The 23,632-nt window shown below is 68.8% G+C and carries 10 protein-coding genes; 9 read left to right on the top strand and 1 reads right to left on the bottom strand.

Annotation, left to right across the window (positions count from 1 at the left end):
• Positions 1-7: 7 nt before the first annotated feature.
• Genes F2P44_RS19725 through F2P44_RS19695 form a run of 8 tightly spaced genes read left to right on the top strand, consistent with a single transcriptional unit; the run spans position 8 to position 22,659 of the window.
• Positions 8-15,718: an SDR family NAD(P)-dependent oxidoreductase gene (locus F2P44_RS19725; RefSeq protein WP_167088758.1), complete on the top strand. Its 15,711-nt coding sequence runs from the start codon at positions 8-10 to the stop codon at positions 15,716-15,718.
• Positions 15,715-16,911, top strand: a complete 1,197-nt coding sequence (locus tag F2P44_RS19720) for a beta-ketoacyl synthase N-terminal-like domain-containing protein (protein ID WP_167088757.1) — start codon at positions 15,715-15,717, stop codon at positions 16,909-16,911. Before F2P44_RS19725 ends, F2P44_RS19720 begins: the two co-directional genes overlap by 4 nt.
• Positions 16,908-18,125 (top strand): hydroxymethylglutaryl-CoA synthase family protein, encoded by a 1,218-nt coding sequence (locus tag F2P44_RS19715; protein WP_167088756.1) that lies wholly within the window; start codon positions 16,908-16,910, stop codon positions 18,123-18,125. Before F2P44_RS19720 ends, F2P44_RS19715 begins: the two co-directional genes overlap by 4 nt.
• Complete coding sequence (locus F2P44_RS19710; protein ID WP_167088755.1) at positions 18,116-18,865, top strand: enoyl-CoA hydratase-related protein; 750 nt, start codon at positions 18,116-18,118, stop codon at positions 18,863-18,865. Before F2P44_RS19715 ends, F2P44_RS19710 begins: the two co-directional genes overlap by 10 nt.
• Complete coding sequence (locus F2P44_RS19705; RefSeq protein WP_167088754.1) at positions 18,862-19,608, top strand: polyketide synthase; 747 nt, start codon at positions 18,862-18,864, stop codon at positions 19,606-19,608. The genes F2P44_RS19710 and F2P44_RS19705 overlap by 4 nt, the downstream gene beginning before the upstream one ends.
• Positions 19,609-20,448, top strand: a complete 840-nt coding sequence (gene fabD / locus F2P44_RS35130) for an ACP S-malonyltransferase (protein WP_223165064.1) — start codon at positions 19,609-19,611, stop codon at positions 20,446-20,448.
• Positions 20,448-21,842: a PfaD family polyunsaturated fatty acid/polyketide biosynthesis protein gene (locus F2P44_RS35125; RefSeq protein WP_223165063.1), complete on the top strand. Its 1,395-nt coding sequence runs from the start codon at positions 20,448-20,450 to the stop codon at positions 21,840-21,842. Before fabD ends, F2P44_RS35125 begins: the two co-directional genes overlap by 1 nt.
• Positions 21,835-22,659, top strand: coding sequence for a crotonase/enoyl-CoA hydratase family protein (locus tag F2P44_RS19695; RefSeq protein ID WP_167088753.1), 825 nt, complete (start codon positions 21,835-21,837; stop codon positions 22,657-22,659). Before F2P44_RS35125 ends, F2P44_RS19695 begins: the two co-directional genes overlap by 8 nt.
• Here the strand turns inward: F2P44_RS19695 and F2P44_RS19690 are convergent.
• The gene (locus F2P44_RS19690; RefSeq protein ID WP_167088752.1) at positions 22,646-23,374 is read right to left on the bottom strand and encodes a thioesterase II family protein; all 729 of its coding nucleotides are present in this window, start codon (positions 23,372-23,374) and stop codon (positions 22,646-22,648) included. The two genes, F2P44_RS19695 and F2P44_RS19690, sit on opposite strands and share 14 nt — an antisense overlap.
• On the opposite strand from F2P44_RS19690, the gene F2P44_RS19685 reads away from it, so the two are divergent.
• Positions 23,358-23,615 carry a hypothetical protein gene (locus tag F2P44_RS19685; protein WP_167088751.1) on the top strand — a complete coding sequence of 86 codons (258 nt, stop codon included), beginning with the start codon at positions 23,358-23,360 and terminating at the stop codon, positions 23,613-23,615. The genes F2P44_RS19690 and F2P44_RS19685 overlap by 17 nt on opposite strands.
• Positions 23,616-23,632: the final 17 nt, after the last annotated feature.

The raw sequence follows: 23,632 nt of genomic DNA, 5'->3' as shown, positions 1-23,632 counted from the left end.
GGCAGACATGACTACATTTAAAGAAACCGTCCTGCGCATGGTGGCGCGCAAGGAACTGAGCGCCGCGCAGGCCATGAACCTGATCGGCAACGTGCACGCCTCCGCCTCCGCCACGGCTCCGGCACCGGCACCGGCGGGGCGCCAGCCGGTGGCCATCATCGGCATGTCGGGCCGCTTCCCCGGCGCGAACGACGCCGAAGCGTACTGGCAAAACCTGCGCAGTGGCGTTTCCAGCGTGGGACCGATCCCGCCGTCGCGCTGGGACCTCGCGCAGCTGTACGAGGCCGATCCTCAGACGCGCGGCAAGGATTTCTGCCAGCGCGGCGGCCTGGTCGACGGCATCGATGAATTCGACTGTGCGTTCTTCAACATCTCCGCTAAGGAAGCGCAACTGATCGACCCGCAACAGCGCCTGTTCCTGGAAGAGGCCAGCGGCGCGCTGGAACACGCCGGCATGACGTCAGCCAGGCTCGATGGCGTGCGCTGCGGCGTTTTCGCGGGCGTAGCCGGCGGCGACTTCATTCACCAAATATCCGATGAAGGCATCAAGCCCGACGCCTACGCTTTCATGGGCAACGCCAGTTCGATCCTGGCGGCGCGCATTTCCTACCACCTGAACCTGAAAGGCCCCAGCGTGGCCATCGATACGGCCTGTTCGTCGTCGCTGGTGGCAATTCACCTGGCCTGCGAGAGCCTGGCCCTTGGCACCAGCGACCTGGCGTTGGCCGGCGGCGTGTGCGTGCTGAACACGCCCAATTTCTACATGGCGGGCTCCAAGGCGGGAATGCTGTCGAAGAAGGGCGCCTGCAGCACTTTCGACCGCAGTGCCGATGGTTTCGTCCCGGCCGAAGGCGTGGGCGTGATCGTGCTCAAGCCGCTCGACCTGGCGCTGGCCGATGGCGACAATATCCTGTGCGTCATCGAAGGCTCGGCGATCAACCAGGATGGCCGCACCAACGGCATCACGGCGCCGAGCGCGCCATCGCAAACGGCCCTGGCGCTCGAAGTGTACGAGAAGTTTGGCATCGACCCGGCGACGATCGGGTATGTCGAGGCGCACGGCACCGGTACCGCGCTGGGCGACCCGATCGAAATCGAAGCGCTCACCGCGGCGTTTCGCAAATTTACCGCTGCCCGTGGCTTTTGCGCCATCGGTTCGTCGAAAACAAACATCGGGCACGCGATGAGCGCCAGCGGCATGGCCGGCATGATCAAGGTGCTCAAGGCGCTGGAGGCGGCCGAGCTGCCGCCGTCGCTCAATTTCGAGCATGAGAACCCGGCCATCGGTTTCGCCGCGACGCCGTTCCACGTCAATACAACGCTCGCGCCCTGGCCCACGACCGCCGGCGCGCCGCGTCGCGCGGCAATCAGTTCGTTCGGCTTTAGCGGCACCAACGCGCACCTGGTCATCGCCCAGGCACCGGCACGCGCGCGCGCCGAGGCACGCCACCAGACGCTGCCGTTTGTGGTGTCGGCCAAAACCCGTACGGCACTGGAGCACAATTGCCTTGCGCTGGCGCGTTGGCTCGAACAGCGGCCCGAGGCACCCCTCGATTCGGTGAGCTGGACCTTGCTCACCGGGCGCGATCATCATGCGCACCGAGTGGTTCTGCACGCGGCCACCCGCGCGGCGCTGATCGATTTGCTGCGCGCGCCCATCGGCGGCACCGATGCCGCGCTGCCACGCGCCGACGAGCAGTTCGGCACCCAGACGCCGCCGCGCATCGGCCTGCCGACCTACTGCTTCGAACGCCGCAAGCACGCGCTGGGCGTGTCGACCAAGCCCAAACTGACGAGCGCACCGCATCCGCTGCTGGACCACGCGGGGGCGGATGGCTTTCACAGCCTGTGGGACGCCAGCCTGCCATTCGTGCGCGACCATCGGGTTCTCGGCCGCCACATCGTGCCCGGCGCCTGTTTTCTGGAACTGGCGCTGGCCGCCACTGGCGCACGCGCGCTCGCCGACGTAGTCTTGCGCAGCCCGCTGCACATCGATGCGCAGGCCGCCGGCGTCGAACTGCGCCTGCAACCCGATGGCGCCTTTTCCATCCTCGGCGCGGGCGTCACGGTCGCCAGCGGCCGGACCGTGGCCGCGAGCGGCGCACCGGGGGCGGCGCTTGATCTGGACAAGTGGCTCAACGGCGCCGGCGTCGATGTCGATGCGCTGCTTGCGCGCTTCGACAGCGCCGGCGTCGTGCTGGGGCCTTACTGCCGCGGCTTGCAGCGGCTCTGGCTGGGCGAGGGCGAGGCCCTGGCCCAGTTGCAGCTGGCGCCGGGAGAAGCGCGCAGCATCGGCTACTACACGCTGCACCCCACGCTGGTCGATGGCGCCTTCCAGGCGGCCATGGCGTTGCTGGCGCAAACCTCGCAAGCGGTGCTGGTGCCCGCGTCGATCGGCGCGGTCGCGGTACATTCGCCCCTTCCGGCCATCTGCTACGCGCACGTACGCCTGACCGGCGCGCGCAGTTTCGAGATGACGCTTGTCGATGAAGCCGGCGCGGTGCTGGCTAGCTTGACCCAATTCGGCGTGGCGGAGCTGCACCCGGCACCCGCGCCGCAGCGCTCTGGCGAGCCGGCCTTGCGCTACTACCGGCCGGAATGGATCGCCGCCCCGGCGCCAGCGGGCGACGCGACTGTGCCTGGCTTGACGCTGCTGGTGCGCGCGCCCGACGTGATCTTCGATGCGGCGCCCGCCGGGCAGCTGCTTGACGTGGTCCTGGGTGAGCACAGCATGTCGGTCGGACCCGGGCAGTGGCAGGTGGATGCGACGCTGCCGGCGGCCTTTGCGCAATTGGTGGCGCAGCTCAAACCGATCGAACGGGTTATTTTCCTCGGTGGACGCGCGGACCCGCAGCGCGACCTGGTCGGCTTGCTGCACCTGCTGCAAGCCTTGCCGCAGGATGGCGCGCGAGCTTTGCCGGTGGTTGTGTGCGCGCCGCCGCAGGGCGCCGCGCTGCTGGGGTTTGCGCAGACGGTTTCGCGCGAGGAGCCGCACCTGCGGGTGTGCGCAATGGAGTCGGATGATCCGGGCGCGGCGTGGAACGAAGCGCCGGCCACCCAAGCCGGCGAGGTGCTGGCCGTGCGCGCCGGCCAGCGCTACCGCCGCACGCTGATTGAGCATGTGCCGGCGGCGCACGCGGCCAGCCGCCTGCGGCGCGGCGGCGTGTACCTGATCGCTGGCGGCGCCGGCGGCATCGGCCTGGTGCTGGCCCGCTACCTGGCCAGCCAGTACGACGCGCGCGTGGTGCTGGTGGGACGACGTGCCCTGACGCTGGCGCTGCCCGAGGCGATTGTCTATCGCCAGGCCGACATCACCGACGCGGAGGCGCTGGCCGCCATCGTCGCCGACACCCGGGCGCGCTGCGGCGCGATCAATGGCGTGTTCCATGCAGCGATGGTGCTGCGTGACGTGCGCATGAAAAACATGGATGCCGCCACGCTGCGGGCGGTGCTGGCACCAAAGCTGGCCGGCAGCACCAATCTGGCGCTACTGTTCGCCGGACAGGCGCTCGACTTCATGGCTTTTTTTTCGTCGGCCAATTCGTTCTTCGGCAACGCTGGCCAGGCCAACTACGCGGCCGCGTCGATGGCGCAGGATGCCATCGCCCTCGATCTGCGGGAGCGCGCTTCGTTTCCGGTACGGGGCGTCAACTGGGGATTCTGGGGCGACGTCGGCGCGGTGGCCACGCCGCTGCATCGCCAGCGCGCGCTCGAACACGGGATCGGCGCAATCGGCGTGGAGGAGGGCCTGGCCGCGCTGGAAGCGTGTCTGTCCAGCGACCAGCCGCAGCTGATGCCGATGAAGGTCGATCCTGCCACGCTGGCGCGCATGGGCCTCCTGGTGCCGACCGGGGACGACGATATTGCGGCCGCCTTTGCCGCGGTCGAAAACCATGGACGCGCCGCGCTGCGCCGCTTTTTCGGCCCCGACGGCCGTCTCAATCTGAAGGTGGCGCCCAAGTATGCACGCTTAGGCGCGGCGCTGGAAGCCATGGCGGCAAAGCCGGTCGAAGCGCACGGCGGGCCGATCACGGGCTGGGGCGCACCGTTCGCCACGCTGATCGACCAGTGCCTGGCGCACTACCCGGCCGTGCTGGCGGGCGAGAAAAACCCGGCCGAAGTGCTGTTCCCGGGCGGCTCGACCGAGTTGGTGGCGCCGCTGTACCGCGACAATCCGATCGTCGACCGCTATAACGGGCGCGTGGTGGAGGCACTGCTCTCGCGGGTCCGGGAAATCCTGGCACAACGCGAGCGTGTTCGCATTTTCGAGGTGGGCGCCGGTACCGGTGGCACCACGCGGGCGGTGCTGGCGGCACTGGCAGCCGATGCCGGCCGGGTCGATTTTGTCTTCAGCGATCTGTCCGCCGGCCTGGTTCACAAGGCCAAGACGGAGCTCGGGCCGCAGTATCCGTTTGCCCGCTTCACCACCTACGACGTCGAACGCGCGCCTTCAACCCAGGGCATCGACGAGAACAGCTTCGACCTGGCGCTGGCCTCGAATGTGCTGCACGCGACGCGCAACATCGGCAGCAGTCTGCGCAATGTGCGCAGCCTGCTGCGCGAGGGCGGCGAACTGCTGCTCAACGAAAGCATCCAGGTGTTCGATTTCTCGACCCTCACTTTCGGCCTGACCGACGGCTGGTGGCTGTACGACGACGTCGCGGCGCGCCTGCCGCATTCGCCCCTGCTCGACGAGGCTCGCTGGCGCGCCGCGCTGGCGGAGTGTTTCGGCCGGGTGGAACTGGCTCGGGCCGAGCCTGACGCGCCCCAGGCGGTGTTTATCGCCACCGCGCGCGCGCCTGAAAGCCGCTTGGCGCCAGCGCCGGTTGCGGTCAGCGCGCCCGTGCAGCCTGTCGCCGCCGTTGCGCCGGCCAGCGCCGACGTGGCGCAGTTCGAGCGCGTGATCGCACGCCATCTGGCGGCGGTACTGTGCGTGGGCGCCGCCGATATCGATCCGGAGCGCCGTTTCTCCGAGCTGGGTGTTGATTCCATTTCCGGGCTCGACCTCGTCAAGCGCGTCAACGCCAGTTGTGCGACCGACCTGACGGTCACCGTGCTGTATGACTACAGCAACGTCAAACAACTGGCGCGGCATATCGCCGCCGCCGCGCCGGCTGCTATTGTTCCGGCGAGTGCGGAGCCGGCGCGCGCGTCCGCCGCCATCGCCGTGGTTGGCCTGGCGGGACGCTTTCCCGGCGCGCGCAATGCCGACGCGTTCTGGCGCGATCTGCGCGACGGCGTTTGCCGCACCGGCGAAGTCCCGGCCGAACGCTGGGACGTCAACAGCTACTACGACGCCGACCCGTCCAAACCGGGCAAGAGTCCGTGCAAGTGGGGCGGTTTTCTCGACGATATCGATAAATTCGACCCGGCCTTTTTCCACATGTCGGGCGCCGAGGCGGAGTTCACCGATCCGCAGCAGCGGCTGTTCATCGAAGAAGCGTGGCACGCGCTGGAAGACGCCGGCTACTCTCCCTCATGGCTCGACGACAGGCGCTGCGGCGTGTTCGTCGGCGCCGGGGCGGGCGACTATATTCACCAGATGGACCCGCAAAACCTCCAGCCGCAGGCCTTCCTGGGCAACGGGGTCTCCATGCTGGCCGCACGCATTTCGTATTTCCTCAACCTGCGCGGGCCTGCGCTGTCGGTCGACACGGCCTGCTCGTCGTCGCTGCTGGCGGTGCACCTGGCGTGCCAGAGTATCCGCAGCGGGGAGTGCGACATGGCGCTCGCCGGCGGCGTTTTCGTCAGCACCACGCCAAGCTTTCATCACCTGACCGGCCGCCTCGGCATGCTCACGCCGAACGGCCTTTGCCGCGCCTTCGACGACGGCGCCGACGGCTTCGTTCCCGGCGAAGCGGTGGGCGCCGTGGTATTGCGTCCGCTGGATGCGGCGCTACGCGATGGTGACTATATATATGGTGTGATAGCCGCATCCGGGGCCAACCAGGATGGACACAGCAACGGCATCACCGCACCAAGCGCGCGCTCGCAGGCCGAGCTGGAGACCGAGGTGTACCAGCGCGCCGGAATCGACCCGCGCAGCATCGGCTACGTGGAAGCGCACGGCACCGGTACCCGGGTGGGCGATCCGCTTGAGATTGAAGGCTTGACGCGCGCCTTCCGGCACTCGACCCAGGACCGCCAGTTCTGCGCCATCGGCTCGGCCAAGACCAACATCGGCCACGCCGGCCCGGCCGCCGGCATCGCCGGATTGATCAAGGTATTGCTGGCGATGCGGCACGGCGAAATTCCTCCATCGCTGCATTTCGAGCGCGCCAACGGCGCCATCGACTTTGCCAACAGTCCGTTTTTCGTCGCAACCGCGCGTCAGGCCTGGCCGGCCGCGCCGCTGCGGGCCGCCGTGAGCGCGTTTGGCCTGAGCGGCACCAATGTGCATGTGGTGATCGAGCAGGCGCCGGCCCGCGCGCCGCTGCCGGCGCGCAGCAGCGATGCGTCCCTGCTGGTCGTCTCGGCCATGAGCGAGAGCGCGCTGCGCGAGCAGGTGGAACAGATGCAAGCCTGGCTGGCCGGCGAAGGCCAGCGTCACGATCCGCACGATATCGCTTACACGCTCGGGGCCTGCCGCAAGCACCACGCCCATCGCGCCGTGCTGGGCGCCCCGGCCAACCATGCGCTGGCCGCGCGCTACCTGGCCGGCGAGCAGCTCGACTGGGAGTCGCTGTACCCGGCGGCGGCGCACCGCCGCGTGCCGCTGCCCGGCTATCCGTTCAGCCGCGAGCGCTATTGGGTCGATTCGGCGCCCGCTACCAAACCTGCGGCGCTTGAGCGCGTGCACGTCTTTGGCCGGCGCTGGATCGCGCAGGAGGGCACACCGGCGGCGCCGCCAGCGTCGCTGTGCCTGATCGGCGGCAGCGACGCCGACCTGACGCGGCTTGGCGCGCTGCTGGCCGTGCCGGTCGGGCGCGACTGGCATTCGGCGAGCGCGATCGCCATGATGCCCGGCTGCTTCGATCGCCTCGACACGTATCTGGAAGTGGCACGCGCTGCGCCACAGGCCCGGCGCGTCCTGGTACTGCACCGCGACGGCGAGCATGCCGCCGTAGCCAGCGCGGCGCTGCATCACTCGCTGCGGACGGTGCATCCGCATATGCTGTGGCAAACCCTGGAGGTTGACGGCGATGCGCTGGCGGCCATCGCCCGTGAACTGCAAACCGGCGTCGATGGCGCCGAGCTGCGTCATGTCGACGGCGCGCGCTCGCTGCACGCGGTCGTGCCCATGACCCTGCCGCGCGGCGAAGCGCCGCTGCGCCGTGACGGCGTGTGGTGGATCACCGGCGGGGCGGGTCGCATCGGCATGCAGGTAGCACGCTGGCTGGTCGATCAGTGCAATGCGCGCGTGATCGTCACCAGCCGCCATGCGCCGCCGGAAACGCCGGGACGCAATATCGAATTCATCGGCGCCGACGTCACCGACCGCGCCGCGATGCAGCAGGTATTCGATGCGATCCGGCTGCGCCACGGTGCTGTGCATGGGATCGTGCACGCCGCCGGCGCCATCGAACCAGCGTTGTTGACCGACAAAAGCGCGCTGGGCGCAGTACTGGCGCCGAAAATCGAGGGTGCCCGCATTCTCGACGAACTCACGCGCGACACGCCACTCGACGCTTTTGTGATGTTTTCATCGCTGTCGGCTTTGATCGGCGATTTCGGCCAGTGCGATTACGCCAGTGCTAACCGCTACCTGGAGTCGTTTGCCGAATGGCGGGCGCTGCGCCGTCCCGGGCGCAGCGTGGCGATCCACTGGCCGCTCTGGGCCGATGGCGGCATGGGGCTGGCCGGTAGCGACCAGGAACGCTATGTCGCCAGCAGCGGCTTCGACCTGCTGCGCAGCGACAGCGCCTTGCGCCTCCTGGGGCAAGCGCTGGCCCCGGGGGCGCCGGTGCTCGCCGTGGCATGCGGCGACATCGGGCGCATCGAGGCGGCGCTGGCGCCACGCCAGGCTGCTGCCATGCCGGCCTTGCAGGTCGACGCCGGGATCGATGCGCTCGAACAGATCGTACTTCAGTGTACGGCGCGCATTGTGCGCTTGCCGGCCGAAAAACTCACGCGCGCGTCGCGCTTCTCGGAGGTGGGTCTGGATTCACTGAATATGAAGGACCTGGCTTCGGCGCTGGGGCAGGAACTCGGCGTGCCGATCCTGCCGACGGCGTTTTTCCAGCACCAGAGCGTGGCCGCCCTGGCCGCGCATCTGGAGCCTTCGTGGGCCGCCGCACGCACCGCGGCCACGCCGCCGGCGCAGCCTGCGCTTGAACCCGCGCCGGCCGCCAAGCGCGCTGCCGGTAAGCCCGAGCCGGTGGCGGTGGTCGGCATCAGCGGCTGCTTCCCGCAGTCGGCCGATATCGCCGCGCTGTGGGAACACCTGGCTGCCGGCGACGACTGCGTGACCGAAGTGCCGGCGCAACGCTGGGACTGGCGCGCCTACCACGCCAGCACGGGGCGCGCACATGACAAGTCGGTATCGCGCTGGGGCGGCTTCATGCCGGACATCGGCCACTTCGACAGCGCATTTTTCGGCATGTCGCCGCGCGAAGCGGTGTTCATGGATCCCCAGCACCGGCTGTTCCTGCAGCATGCCTGGTCGGCGCTGGAGGATGCCGGGATTCGCCCGTCCACACTGGCCGGACAGGCGGTGGGGGTGTGGGCGGGAGCGCAGCCCAACGAATACATGCGTCTCATCGGCGACGCCGGCGAGGCCAGGGCGCAGGCCGCCCTCGGCAATACCCAGACCATGCTGGCCAACCGGGTGTCGTACTGGTTCGACCTGCGTGGCCCGAGCCAGACCGTGGACACGGCCTGTTCCAGCTCGCTGGTGGCGGTGCACCGTGCGGTGCAGTCGCTCCAGCAGGGCGAATGCGAACTGGCGCTCGCCGGCGCGGTGAGCGCGATCCTGTCGCCCGATACCTACGTGCTGGCCTCCCAACTGGGCATGCTCTCGGCGGACGGGCGCTGCAAAACCTTCGACAGCGCGGCCAATGGTTATGTGAAGGGCGAAGGCGTGGGCGTGCTGGTGCTGAAAACCCTGGCGCGGGCGCAAGCTGACGGCGACCATGTCTACGGCATCATTCGCGCCAGCGCCGAGGGACATGGCGGCAAGGCCAGCTCGCTCACCGCGCCCAACCCGCAGGCGCAGGCGGAACTGGTGTTCAGTGCCTGGAAGCGCGCCGGCGTGCCGATCGACAGTGTCAGCTATGTCGAAGCGCATGGCACCGGCACCGAGTTGGGCGATCCGCTCGAAGTCGAAGCGCTCACCACCGCGTTTCATGCGCTGGCGCGCGAGCAGGGTGTTACGCTTGCGCCAGGCGCGTGCGGACTCGGTTCGATCAAATCGAATATCGGCCACCTCGAACCGGCCGCCGGCGTCGCTGGCATGATCAAGGTGCTGATGGCGATGCGGCACCGGCGCTTGCCGGCGACCCTGCATGTCAAGCAGGTCAACCCCTACCTGAAACTGGACGGCTCGCCATTCCGCCTGATGACCGAAGGCAGCGACTGGAGCGGCACCGTGCTGCGCGCCGGTGTGAGCGCATTTGGCTTTGGTGGCTCGAACGCCCATGTGGCGCTCGAATCGGTGCCGCCGGTGCCGGTCGAAGCGGGGGCCGATTTCGCGGCCGCCGTGCCGCTGTCGGCCAAGACCGCCGCCGCCTTGCGCGCCACCGTGGTGCGGCTGTGCGAGCACCTCGAAAAGGCGCCAGTCCGCTGGCGCGACCTGGTATTCACGCTGCAGAACGGGCGTGAACAGTTCGAGCACCGGATCACGCTGCAAGCCAGTTCCACCATGGACCTGCTGAACCAGTGCCGCGCATGGCTGGGCGGGGCGGGCCTGGCGGCGCACGCCGACCTGCCTCCGATCTCCCACGGCAGGCGCATATCGCTGCCCACGTATCCATTCGAGCGCAAACACGTCTGGTTCGACCAGGGACACCAGCGGCCTTCCGTGCCGGCTGCTGAAACGGCCGCACCCGTCGAGACCATCGCGATCAGCGCAGCTCCGGCGGCCGCCGTGCCGGCCGGCCCCGGCCCGCTGGAGGAGGTGCGTGCCATCCTGGCCGAGCTGCTGTACCTGGAGCCGCAGGAGATCGCCGGCGATGCCCGCTTCGTCGACCTGGGGCTCGATTCGATCCTGTCGGTCGAATTTGCCAAGAAGCTGCAGGACCGCTTCAGCATCGACCTGCGCGCGAGCCGCCTGTACGACCATTCGAGCGTGGCGGAACTGGCCGCCCATATCGGTATCCCGGGCGTGCCTGATCCGCAGCCGGTGACGCCCGTGCCACCGCCGGCTCCGGCGCCCGCCGTACCTTCCCGCAGCCTCGATGATATCCGTGCCATGCTCGCGGAGCTGCTTTACCTTGAGCGCGACGACATCGCCGACGACGCACCCTTCGTCGAACTGGGACTCGATTCGATCCTGGCCGTCGAATTTGCCAAGAAGCTGCAAGACCGCTTCAGCATCGACCTGCGCGCCACGCGCCTGTACGATTATTCGCGGCTGAGTGAACTTGCCGGCTGGGTCGACAGCATGACGGCGGCAGCGCCGCTCCCCGCCGCCGCCGCGCCGCAAGTGGCCGCCGTGCCCACGCCGGAGGTGCGCCCGACCGACATTGCCATCGTCGGCATGGCGGGGCGCTTCCCCGGCGCCGACAACCTGGACGCGTTCTGGCGCAATCTCGCGGCGGGTGTCGATTCGGTCACCGACGTGCCGCGCGAACGCTGGTCGGTGGACGAGCTGTATCCGCACAAGACCTACTGCCGCAAAGGTGGCTTTATCGATGGCGTCGACCAGTTCGATCCCTTGTTCTTCAAGATCTCGCCGCAGGAAGCCGAGTGGATGGACCCGCAGCAGCGCCTGTTCCTGGAACAGGCATGGCTTGCCCTGGAAGACGCCGGCATGCCTGACAGTGCGCTCTCGGGCATGCGCTGCGCGGTGTTCGCCGGGGCCGGGCAGGGCGACTACTTCCGCCTGATGGACCCCGATTCCGAGGCTGGCGCGCAGTTCGGCATGGGTAATGTGAGTTCCATTCTCGCCGCCCGCCTGGCCTACTTCCTGAACCTGAAGGGGCCTGCCGTGTCGCTCGACACGGCATGTTCGTCGTCGCTCGTGGCGACCCATCTGGCCGCGCAGGCGCTGGTCAACGGCGAATGCGACCTGGCGCTGGCCGGCGGCGTGTCGTTGATGATCACGCCGCAGATGCACCTGTTGACGTGCCAGACGCGCATGCTCTCACCCGAAGGACACTGCAAGACTTTCGACACCGGCGCCAATGGCTTCGTGCCGGGAGAGGGAGTCGGCGTGGTGGTCCTCAAGCGCCTGGGCGATGCGCTGGCGCAGGGTGACCGGGTCTACGCCGTCATTCGCGGCAGCGGCATCAACCAGGATGGCCGCACCAATGGCATGACGGCGCCCAGCGCGCTGTCGCAAACCGCGCTGGCCATGAGCGTGTATGAGCGCTACGGCATCGATCCGTCGACCATTACCTGTGCCGAAGCGCATGGCACCGGCACCCAGCTGGGCGACCCCATCGAAGTCGATGCGCTCACCGATGCGTTCCGCAACTACACGGCAAACCGGCAGTTCTGCGCTATCGGCAGCGTCAAGACCAATATCGGACACCTGTTGCCGGCTTCCGGTGTAGCAGGGCTGATCAAGAGCGTCCTGATGCTGCGGGCGCGCAAGCTGGCCCCGACGCTGCATTGCCAGAACGAGAACGAGAAGATCGACTTCGCGACTTCTCCGTTCTATGTGAACCAGGTCTTGCGCGACTGGGTGCCGCCGGCCGGCGTGGCGCGCCGCGTTGCCGTGAGCAGCTTCGGTTTCAGCGGCACCAATGCACACCTGGTGCTGGAAGAGTGGCCGGTCCCGCCGGCGACGCCAACGCCGGCCGGACCGCTTAGTTTCGTGGTCTCGGCGCGCACGCCGCAGGCACTGCGGCGCAGCTGCGCCGCCCTGGCCGACTGGCTGGAGGATGGCGGCAGCGATGTGGCACTGGCCGACACTGCCCATACCCTGGCGCAGCGGCGCACGCGCCACACGCACCAGCGCGTGGTCAATGCCGCCGATCGCGCCGCCCTGATCGTGGCGCTGCGCGCCAGCGGCGCCGCGAGCGACACGATGCTCGCGCCAGGCGCCGGCCAGGTGGTGTCGCTGCCGGCCTATCCGTTCGAGCGCAGGCGCTTCTGGGTCCCGGAAAAAGCGGTGCATCCGCTGATCGACAGCTTGGAGCACAGTTTTTCCACGGCCACCGCGCGCAAGCAGTTCAGCGCGCACCACGAACTGCTGGCGCAGCACGTCATCGCCGGCACCCCGACCCTGCCGGGGGCGACCTATGTCGAGATCGCACTGGCCTGTGCGGCGCGGCTGCTCACGCCGGGTGCGCGCATCATCGCGCTGCGCAAGGTGGTCTGGACGCGGCCATTCGTCGCGCCGGCCGAGGCCACGAATATGCGCTTCCGGCCCGACGCCGACGACATTGTCTTCGACAGTGAATATTGCCGTGGCCGGGTAGTCGTGATCGACCGGCCCGCCGCCCGCCGTATCGACTTGCAGCTCGACCACGCGGAAGAATTCAGCGGCGAAGCGGTGTACGCCGCCTTCCACAGCCTGGGCCTGGAATATGGCGGCGCCTTGCGCGGAATTACCTCGCTGCGGCGCGACCGCCAGCGGGTCATCGCGCGCCTGGAAGTGCCGGCCGACTTTGCGCGCTACACGCTCGACCCGCGCGTGCTCGACGCGGCGTTGCAGACGCCAATCGGCTTCGCACTGGGCCAGGACAGCGCGGCCGACGCCATGCTGCCCTACCTGCTCGACAGCCTGATTCAGCATGGGCCGCTGGTGCCGGGCTGCCTTGCCATCGCCACGCTGCGCCAGGGCGAGGCACCCAGCTTCGACATTGCCATCGTCACGCCGGAGGGCGAATTGCTGGTCGAGATCAGCGGTTTCAGCTCGCTGCCGCCGCGCCGCGACGCCGGCGCCGACGCCGCCTCCTACTTCGGCCCGCAGTGGCGCGCCGCCGCGGCGCCGCCGGCACGCGCCGCGACAGCCGGGCATACCCTGGTCCTGCACGCCGGGATCGAGCTTGGCCTTGGCGCGCACCTCGCCGGGGCAGGGCCGGTCACCGAGGTCTTGCTCGGTTCAAGCTGGCGCCCCGGCGCGGAGGGAGTAAGCCCGCTCGAAATCGATCACCGTTCGCTGTCCCACTGGTCGCAACTGGCCGCCGCGCTGCCCGACCTGGGCCGGGTGGTCTTCATGGCCGGACTGGCCGGCGAGCCGCTCACCGAGGGCGTGGCGCTCGACCAGTTCCAGGACATGGCCACGCTGTCGCTGGTGCGCTTTGTCCGTGCCTGGGTGCTGGCCGAACGCATGCTGCCCGAACTGGTGGTGCTCACCAACGGCATCTACCGGGTGCTCGACGGCGACGCGATCATGCCGCAGGCGGCCGCCCTGGCCGGCCTGGCCGGTGTGCTCGGCAAGGAGTTTCCCGCTGTTGGCGTGGCCCACCTGGATCTGCCGGGACAGGACGGCCCGACCGGCGCGGCGGTGGCGGCTCTCGTGAACGAGGCTGCTCCCGGCAGCGCCGCCTGGCGCGCCGGCCAGTATTACGCCCAGCATCTCGACCCGCTGGCGCTGAAAGCGGCCGGTCAGCCGGCGTTCCGCCGCGCCGGCGTGTATGTGATCGTCGGCGGTGGCGGTGGCATCGGCGGTGCGCTGGCGCGCCACCTGGCGCAAGTCCATCAGGCGCGCATCGCCCTGGTCGGGCGGCGCCCGGCCGATGCGGCCATCGACGCCAGCATCGCCGCCATCACGGCGGCCGGAGGCGAAGCGATCTACCTGCGCGCGGACCTGGGCGACCTGGCCGCGCTGGAACAGGCGCGCGACGCCGCATTGGCGCGCTGGGGCGTGGTGCACGGGGTGATTCACTCGGCGCTGGCCCTGCAGGACCAGACCCTGGCGCGCCTGGACGACGATGCCTTCAGCGCCACCCTGCGCGCCAAGGGGCGCGGCACCTGCATGCTGGCGCAGGCGTTCGATGCCGTGGCGCTCGACTGGCTGCTGGTGTTTTCGTCGACCATTTCGTTCACCCGCAACGCGGGCCAGGCCAGTTACACGGCCGCCAGCACGCTGCAGGACGCCACTGCGGCGGCGCTGGCGCTGCGCCGGCGCTGGCCGGTGAAGATCATCAACTGGGGTTTCTGGGGTGATGTGGGCGTGGTCGCGACCGACCGCCATCGCGCGCTGGCGCGCCGCCACGGCGTCGGTTCGGTCACGCTGGCCGACGCGGTCGAGGCGATCGAACGGATCGTCGCCTCGCACCAGCAACAGGTGGCGGTGATCCGCCTGCTCGCGCCGCAGCCTGAGGCGGCGCCGGCACCGGCAGTGGCGCCGCCCGCGCAGGCGGCGCTCGGTGGCGCCGACCTGGACGCGGTGCGCGCGGTCGTCGCCGGCGTGCTGCGCACGCTCGACGACGAACTCGATAATGACGCCCCGTTCGACGTGTATGGCGTCGATTCGCTGGTCGCCATCGATATCCTGCACAAGCTCGAACCGCGTTTCGGCGCCTTGCCGGCCACGCTGCTGCATCGGTATAACAGCATCGCGCTGCTGGCCGCCGAACTGTCGGCGCGCGGCGCCCGCGCGCCGGCCGCGCCACGGCAGGCGCCGGCCAGTTCGATCGCCATCAATGGCGCCGGTGCCGGGCCGCGCAGCTTCTGGGTCCACAGCGTGCTCGGTGAAACCGACTGGGTCACGCGCCTGGGCGTGCACTTGCCGGCCTCGTGGCCGCTGCATGCGCTGCGCGCACCCGCGTGCGACTCCGGTGAAACGCCGTTCGCCACGCTCGAAGCGATGGCCAGCGCCTATCTGGCGGAAGTGCGGCGCATCCAGCCGCGCGGTCCGTACATCCTGGGCGGCTACTCGTTCGGCGGCGCGGTCGCCTTCGAGATGGGGCGCCAACTGGTGCAGGCCGGAGAGCAGGTCAGGGCGCTGATCCTGCTCGACGCCTTTGCCCCCGGTTCGGCCGCGCTGGCCTCGCTGCGCGCCGCTTCGTGGGATGGCTTCCTCAACACCGTGGTCGGCGCGCTGCTCGAACGCACGCGCGACGTGCGCCTGTCCGAACGCGAGCTGGCCGCGCTCACCGCACCCCTGCTGGCAACGGCGAACCAGTGCGCGCCCTTGCTCGATCATTACAACCCGGAACCCTGTGCCATGCATACCATCATGATCCGCAATCGCCACAGTTTCATCGGACCCGATAGTCCGCTCGGCCTGGCGGCGGTCAAAATCGACGACGACCAGCCCGATCACGGCTGGAGCACCTGGCTGGGCGAGGCGCCGCAGATCGCGGCGATCGATACCGACCACTTTTGCCTTGGGCTGGAACCGGCCATCGGCGCGGTGGCGCAGCAGGTCATCGGCTTCATCGAGCCGCAGGCGCAGGCGGTGTTCAGCAAGGTGCGCGAACATGTGCGGCGCATCTTGCCACACGTCGACGGCGCGCGCATCACCATGGGCGCCAGCCTGCACGAGCTGGGCGCCAATTCGCTGGACCGGGTGGAAGTGGCGATCTGCACGATGGAGGACTTGCAGCTGACGTTCGCGCCGACCGAACTGGCCGGGGTGCAGGACATCGCCTCATTGGTCGAGGTATTTTTGATACACCTGCGCCGGCGTGCCGGCGCGGTGCTGGTGGAGGGGCAGGCATGAAGGTGATTGTGACAGGCATGGGGTTCCAGGGCGCGCTGGCGCCCGACGTGGCGCTCTTCGGCGCGGCACTGCGCAGCGGGCAGGGCGTGTTCGGCTGGACCCGGCTGGCGCGCTCGGGGCGCAGTTTTCCGGCCGCGCTGTACCAGGGCGACGTCGCGCCGCTTGACGAGCGCGCACGCCAGGTCTTGCGCGGCCGTCCGGCGGCGCTGCAGGCCAGTTGCGCCGCCGCGCTCGAAGCGCTGCAATCGGGGCGCTGGAGCGGCCCCGATTGCGCCATCGTGGTGGCGGGCAGTAATCTGCACCAGGCGCAATTTGCCGATGCCTACGAACGCTTCATGGAACGCCCGGCGTACGTCAATCCGCGCTACGCCGCCAGTTTCCTCGACAGCACGGTGGTGGCGGCGGTGAGCGAGATCGCCGGCCTGGGCGGGATCGGGTTTACCACCGGCGCCGGCATGGCCAGCGGGAACGCCGCCCTGTTCCAGGGCTGGACCCTGATCCGCTCCGGCGCCGCGCGCGCCTGCCTGGTGGTCGGTGCCATGAGCGATTTTTCCGAACTGGAGATGCTCGCCTTTGCCAACCTGGGCGCGCTGGCCGCGCCGCCCGAGGGCAGCGACCCGGCGCGCGCGTCGATCCCCTTCGACAGCGCCAGCCTGGGCTTCGTCTACGGCCAGGCCGCCGCCGCGGTCCTGCTCGAAAGCGCCGACAGCGCCGGCGCACGCGGCGCGCTGCCGCTGGCGCGCCTGGCCGGGGCGTCGATTGTCCTTGATGGCAATGCCGGCACCGAGGCCAATGCCGACGGCGAAGCGGCGGCGATGCGCGCGGCGCTGGCCGCCGCCGGCCTCGAAGGCAGCCAGATCGACTACATCAATACGCACGGCACCGGCACGCCGATGGGCGACCGCGCCGAATGCGCCGCCATTACCCAAGCCGTGGGGACCGGGGCCGTGCTCAACTCCACCAAGGCTATCACCGGGCACACCATCGGCGCGGCCGGCGTGGTGGAACTGGTGGCCACCGTGATCCAGATGCGGGACAACTTCGTCCATCCGAATCCGCGCCTGAGTGAGGCGATCGACCCGCGCCTGCGCTTTGCCGGGCGCGAAAGCGCGCCGTTGACGATCAATGCGGCGCTGTCGAATGGTTTCAGTATCGGCGGCTTCAACACCTGCGTCGCGGTGAGCCGCGCATGAGGGCCGGGATCGAAGACATGGGCGTGTACGTCGGCCGCGCCGCGCTCGACGTGAACGTGCTGGCGGCGGCGCGCGGGCTGGACGTGCAGCGCATGCACAACCTGCTGATGCGCGAGAAAACCGTGGCGCTGCCGTTTGAAGACGCGGTGACCTTCGCCGTCAACGCGGCCAAGCCGGTGATCGACCGCCTCGGGCCGCAGCAGCGCGAGCGCATCGAACAGTTGATCGTGGCCAGCGAATCGGGCGTCGACTTCGGCAAGCCCTTGTCCACCTACGTGCACCAGGCGCTGGGGCTGAGCCGCAACTGCCGCACCTTCGAGGTCAAGCACGCCTGCTACGGCGGCACGGCGGCCCTGCAAAGCGCGCTGGCGCATGCGCACGCCGGCCTGTCGCCGGGGGCCAAGTCGCTGGTCATCACCACCGACATGGCGCGCCCGATTCCGCATACCTACGCCGAGCCGTCGCAGGGCGCCGCCGGCGTGGCCATGCTGATCGGCGACCAGCCGCTGCTGGTGGAGATCGAAAAAGGACTGAGCGGCTGTTACGGCTTCGAAGTGATGGATTCCTGCCGTCCGACCCCGGACATCGAAACCGGCGACGCCGACCTGTCGCTGCTGACCTACCTGGAATGCATGGAAAACAGCTTCCTGGCGTATCAGCGCAAGGCGCCCGGCACCAGCTTCGGCAGTTTCGACTACCTGGCCGTGCACACGCCGTTCGGCGGCATGGCCAAGGGTGCGCACCGCACCATGATGCGCAAATTCGAACGGGTGGCGCCGGCCCTGGTCGAGCAGGATTTCCTGCGCCGGCTGGAACCGTCGCTGCGCTTTTGCGCACGGGTCGGCAATATCTATTCGGGCACGGTGTTCCTGGCGCTGGCCGGGATCCTGGCGCTTGGGCGCTTCGACGACGCGCCCAAGCGCGTGGGCTTGTTTTCCTACGGCTCCGGATGCTGTTCGGAGTTCTACAGCGCCGTGGCCACGGCCGCCTCGCAGCGCGCCATCGCCCGGCTCGACATCGGCGCCCATCTCGATGCGCGCCATGCCCTGTCGATGGCCGAGTACGAGCGCCTGCTGGAAACCCAGCAGCGCCTGCGCTTCGGCGTGCGCGACGCCGAGCCGGAATCGCTCGACTGGGAACGCCTGATGCGCGGACGCGGCTTGCTGGTGCTGGACCGTATCAAGGATTACCACCGGGAGTACCGATGGGCGTAAAACTCCAGAAGCAGGGCCGGCTGCTGACCATCACGCTCGACAAGCCGGACGCCAACAATACCCTCGACGCCGCCTTGCTCGGCCAGATTAGCGCGGCGCTCGACCAGGCCGAGGCCGATCCGCTGGTGCGCGTGGTGGCGCTGTGCGCCAATGGCCCGGTGTTTTGCAGCGGGGCCGACCTGGGCGGCAGCGCCAGCTGCGCGCCGGCCGAGGCGGCGCAGCAGTATTTCAGGCTGCTGCGCCGGTTTGCCAGCAGCCCGTGCATCATCGTCGCCCTGGTCGAAGGCGCCGTGCAGGCCGGCGGCGTGGGCCTGGTCGCGGCCAGCGACTACGTGATCTGCACCGAGGCGGCCAGCTTCCGGCTGCCGGAAGTGCTGCTCGGCTTGATACCGGCGTGCGTGCTGCCGTTCCTGATCCGCCGCCTGGGCGCGCACAACAGCCAGATGCTGGCCCTGACGGCGCACAAGATCGATGCGCGCCGCGCCGTCGAACTGCACCTGGCCGACCAGCTGGCGCCGCAGGGACATGAAGCGCTGCGCCGGCTGGTGCTGTCGGTCGAGCGCATTCCCGAGACGGCGGTGGCTACGCTCAAGCACTACATGGGGCAGCTCGCACCGATTACCGACCGCGACGAGCAGCTGGCCGTGGCCAGCATCGCCGCGCTCATGCAACAACCTGGCAGCCTCGACCGTACGCGAGAGCTGATCGAACACGGCCTTTGGGGAGGAAAAACAGCATGAGTTCCGTGGTTCACCTGCATTTTCCCGCGCCGCATATCGCGCTCATCGAACTGGCCGACCGCGCCAACAGCAACCAGTTCACACACGAGCTGGTCGTTGGCCTGGCGCACGCGCTCGACCAGGCCCAGGCCGATCCGGCCATCCATGTCATCGTGCTGCACGGGGTCGACAATGTGTTTTGCACCGGCGGCACCCGTGACGAGCTGATCGGCATTGTGGAGCAGCGCATCCGCTTCGACGACATGCCGCTGTACCGCCTGCTGCTCGATTGCGAGATCCCGGTGGTGGCGGCCATGCAGGGCCACGCCCTTGGCGGCGGCCTCGTAATGGGCTTGTTTGCGGACGTGATCGTGCTCGCCGAGGAAGCCGTCTACAGCGCCAACTTCATGAAATACGGCTTTACGCCGGGGATGGGGGCGACCCTGATCCTGCCTGAAAAATTCGGCAGCGCGCTGGCCGCCGAAATGCTGCTCACGGCCGGCGGCTACCAGGGGGGCGAGCTGGCGCGGCGCGGCGTCGGCGTGCACGTGTCCAGGCGCAAGGACGTGGTCGCGCTGGCGCTGCGCCTGGCGCGCGAGATCGCCGACAAGCCGCGCGCATCGCTGGTGCTGCTCAAGCGGCACCTGACGGAGCGTATTCGCGCAGCACTGCCGGGCACGGTGGCGGCGGAACGGCGCATGCACGAGACGACCTTCGCCGGCAGCGAAGTACGCGAACGTATCGACACCAGATTTGGAACCTAAATGACGATTATCTTTCCGGGACAAGGCTCCCAACACGTGGGCATGGGTGCGGCGCTGTTTGCCCAATTTCCGCAGGAAACGGCGCAAGCCTCGGCCATCCTCGGCTACGACCTGGCCGCGCTGTGCCGCGACAATCCCGACGGCAAGCTGTCGCAGACCCAGTACACCCAGCCGGCGCTGTTCGTGGTCAGCGCGCTGGCGTGGCTGGCGCGTGGCGCGCCGCCGACAGCGTTCTTCGCCGGCCACAGCCTGGGCGAAATCACCGCCTTGTGGGCCGCCGGCGCGATCGACTTCGCCACGGGGGTGAGGCTGGTGCAAAAACGCGGTGAACTGATGGCGCGCGTAGGCGGCGGCGGCATGGCTGCCGTGATCGGACTGACGCCGGCGCAGGTGCGCCGCGCCGTCGAAGGCAGCGCGCTCGACGTGGCCAACTACAATGCCTACGACCAGACCGTCATCGCCGGTCCCAAGGCCGAGCTGGCCGCGGCCGGCGCGCGCCTGCGCGGGGCCGGCGCCAGGCACATCGTCGAGCTCGACGTGAGCGCGCCGTTTCACTCGCGCTACATGAAACCGACCGAAGATGAGCTGGCGCGCTTCCTGGACACACTGGCGTTTTCCCCGCCGCACACGCCGGTGGTCGCCAACGCCACCGCCTTGCCCTACGCCGCCGACGCGCTGCGCGAAACCCTGCTGCGCCAGGTCAGCGGCAGCGTGCGCTGGATCGAGAGCGTGGAGTACCTGATCCGGCGCGGCGAGCGCGAGTTCGTCGAGGTGGGGCCGGGCGCGGTGCTGACCCGGCTGATCCAGAACATCCGCCAGAACACGGCGTTCGCGAATTGATGAATACCGCGACGATCCATCCCGCCAGCCTGGGCAGCCCGGCATTCCTGCGCGATCATGGCGTGCGCTATGCCTATGTGTGCGGCGCCATGGTCAAGGGCATCGCTTCCGTGGCGCTGGTGGCGCGCATGGCCAGGGCCGGCCTGCTCAGCTTTTACGGTTCCGGCGGCCAGCGCCTCGAAGCGATCGATGCCGCGCTCACCGCGATCCGCGCCAGCATTCCGGCCGGCGCCCCGTTCGGGGTCAATTTTTTGCACAATATGCTGATGCCGTCGCTGGAAGATGAGCTGGTCGACCTCTTGCTCCGGCACCAGGTGCGCGTGATCGAGGCGGCCGCCTTCATCGACATCACCCCGGCCCTGGTGCGCTACCGCTGCAGCGGCCTGAGCGAAGACGCCGACGGGCGCGTGCGCGCACGCCATCACATCCTCGGCAAGGCGTCGCGCATCGAGGTGGCCGAGCGCTTCCTGGCGCCGCCCCCGCCCGCGCTGGTGGCCGCGCTGCTCGCCGAGGGGCGCCTGACCGCGCAGGAAGCAGCGCTGGCCGCGCGCATTCCGCTGGCCAGCGATTTGTGCGGCGAGGCCGATTCGGCCGGCCACACCGACAAGCGGGTCGCCTCGGTGCTGATCCCGGAGCTGCTGCGCCTGCGCGACGCCGCGCAGGAGCGGCATGGCTACCTGGCGCGCCCGCGCGTGGGGCTGGCCGGCGGCATGGGCACGCCGGCCGCGCTGGCCGCCGGCTTCGTGCTGGGGGCCGAGTTCGTGCTGACCGGGTCGATCAATCAATGCACGATCGAGGCCGACACCAGCGACGCCGTCAAGGATTTGCTGGCCGCCGCCGGCTCGCAGGACTGCGACATGGCTCCCGCCGGCGACATGTTCGAGATCGGCGCGCGCATCCAGGTGCTGCGCAAAGGCGTGTTGTTCGCCGCCCGCGCCAACCGCTTGTATGAGCTTTACCGGCAACTGGCATCGATCGACGAACTCGATGCGGGCACGCGCCGCACCATCGAACAGACTTATTTCCACGGCCGCAGTTTCGAGGCGGTGTGGGAGGAAACCAAGACCCATTACGCGCGCGCGGCGCCGGCCGAAATCGCGCGCGCCGAAGCCTATCCCAAGCAAAAGATGGCGATGATCTTCCGCTGGTACTACGTGCACAGCAACCGGCTGGCCATGTCCGGCACGCCCGCCGGCCGGGTCGATTACCAGATCCACTGCGGTCCGGCGATGGGTGCGTTCAACGCCTGGGTGCGCGGCACGCCGCTGGAACCGTGGCGCGGGCGCCATGTCGATGCGGTGGCCGAGGCGCTGATGGGCGCCGCCGCCGCGCACCTGCAACAGATCGTCGGGCGCATCGCCCTGAGTCAACCAGAAAGAGGTCACCATGTCTGAATCCTACCGCCTGATCCGGCTGGAGCGCCACGGGGCGGTCGCCGAGATCGTCCTGAATAATCCGGGCAGCCTCAATGCCATGCAGCCGCTGTTCTTTGCCGAACTGGCGCGCGCCTTCGCCGCCGTCAGCGATGACGATGGCGTGTCGGTGGTGCTGATCTGGGCCGAAGGGCGGGTGTTCAGCGTCGGCCTCGACCTGAAAGAGGCGATGGGGCTGATCCCGGAACTCGGCGCCAGCACCAGCACGGCCGCGCGCAACCGCGTGCTGTACCGGATCATCCGCGATTTCCAGGCGTGTTTCACGGCGGTGCGGCGCTGCCCCAAGCCGGTCATCGCCGCCATCCACGGCATGTGCCTGGGCGGCGGACTCGATCTGGCCAGCGCCTGCGATATCCGTCTGGCCGCGGCCGACGCCATGCTGGCGATCCAGGAAACCAAGATGGCGATGGTGGCCGACCTGGGCACCTTGCAGCGCATCGGCCGGCTGTGCGGCAGCGGTTTTGTGCGCGAGATGGCGTTTACCGGCAATATGATCGGCGCCCAGCGGGCGCAGGCGGTCGGCCTGGTCAACGAGGTGTTCGCCGACCGCGTCGCGCTGATGGAGGCGGCGCGCCGCATGGCTGGCACCATCGCCGCCAATTCATCGCTGGCCGTGCAGGGGGTCAAGCAGGTGCTCGACCACGCGGACGAGCACAGCGAGGAAGACGGCCTCGAATACGTGGCGCAGTGGAATACCAACTTTTTCCTCAGCCGCGACCTGAACGAGGCGCTGCAGGCATTCCGCGACAAGCGCGAACCGCGCTTCAGCGGCGATTGAGGCGGAACTGGCCCAGGTCGGTCGCGAGCCGGTCGAGGAAGACGGCGCGGCGGGTCTGGTAAAAGAAATGGTCGCCGGGCAGCATGTGCAGGCGGAACGGCCCGCTGGTCACGGCCGCCCATTCGGCCAGGCCGTCGCGCCCGACCGAACGGTCTTCCAGGCCGCCATAGACGATCAGCGGCCAATCCTGCACCGGTCCCGGATGGTGGCGGTAGGTTTCCACCAGGCGCAGGTCGTTGCGCAGGATGGGCAGGTAGAAGGCCATCAATTCCGGATCGTCCAGCAAGACTTGCGGGACGCCGCCGTAACGTTCGTTCAGCTTGTCGATAAATTGCGCGTCCGGCAGCGTGTGCAGCGCTTCGCCCGTGCCGGACTGGCGCTGCGGCGCCGGGCGGCCCGAAACAATCACCAGGTCGGGCGCGAGCGAGCGTGCGCCGAGCGCGCGCGCCAGCTCGTAGGCCAGGGTCGCACCCATGCTGTGGCCGTAGATGACCAGCGACTCGGCGCGCGGCGCGCGCACCAGCTGCCCGGCGATTTCCTCGACCATGGCGAGCACGTCGGTACGCAGCGGTTCGTGATAGCGCGAATCGCGTCCCGGCAGCTGGACCGGGCACACTTCCATATCGGCCGGCAAGTCCTTTTTCCACGGATGAAATAGCGCCACGCCACCGCCCGCGTGGGGCAGGCACACCAGGCGCATGCGCGTGCTGGACATGGGAAGATGCGACGAGAACCAGGCGTTGTGTGTCATCGGTGAGGAAGAGAAGGTGAACGGGCGGGCGCTGTCGCGCTCAAGGGGCGGCGCGCAAGAATGCGTGCTTGCCATTGTTGCCTCTATTGTATCGCAGCATTCATCGCGCCACCTTCCGCAGCCCCGCCATGCTACGAACCTGTTGCCTGACCGTGCGCCGCATGCCTGGTGCCAAGAAAACAATCTTTCGCTCCATGGCGATTAATGCTCTTTAGTTTTATG

Source organism: Massilia frigida, from assembly GCF_011682175.1.
Classification (GTDB): Bacteria; Pseudomonadota; Gammaproteobacteria; order Burkholderiales; family Burkholderiaceae_D; genus Telluria_A; species Telluria_A frigida.
Note: the sequence above shows the minus strand (reverse complement) of the source record. Positions and strands in the feature narration are given on the sequence as shown.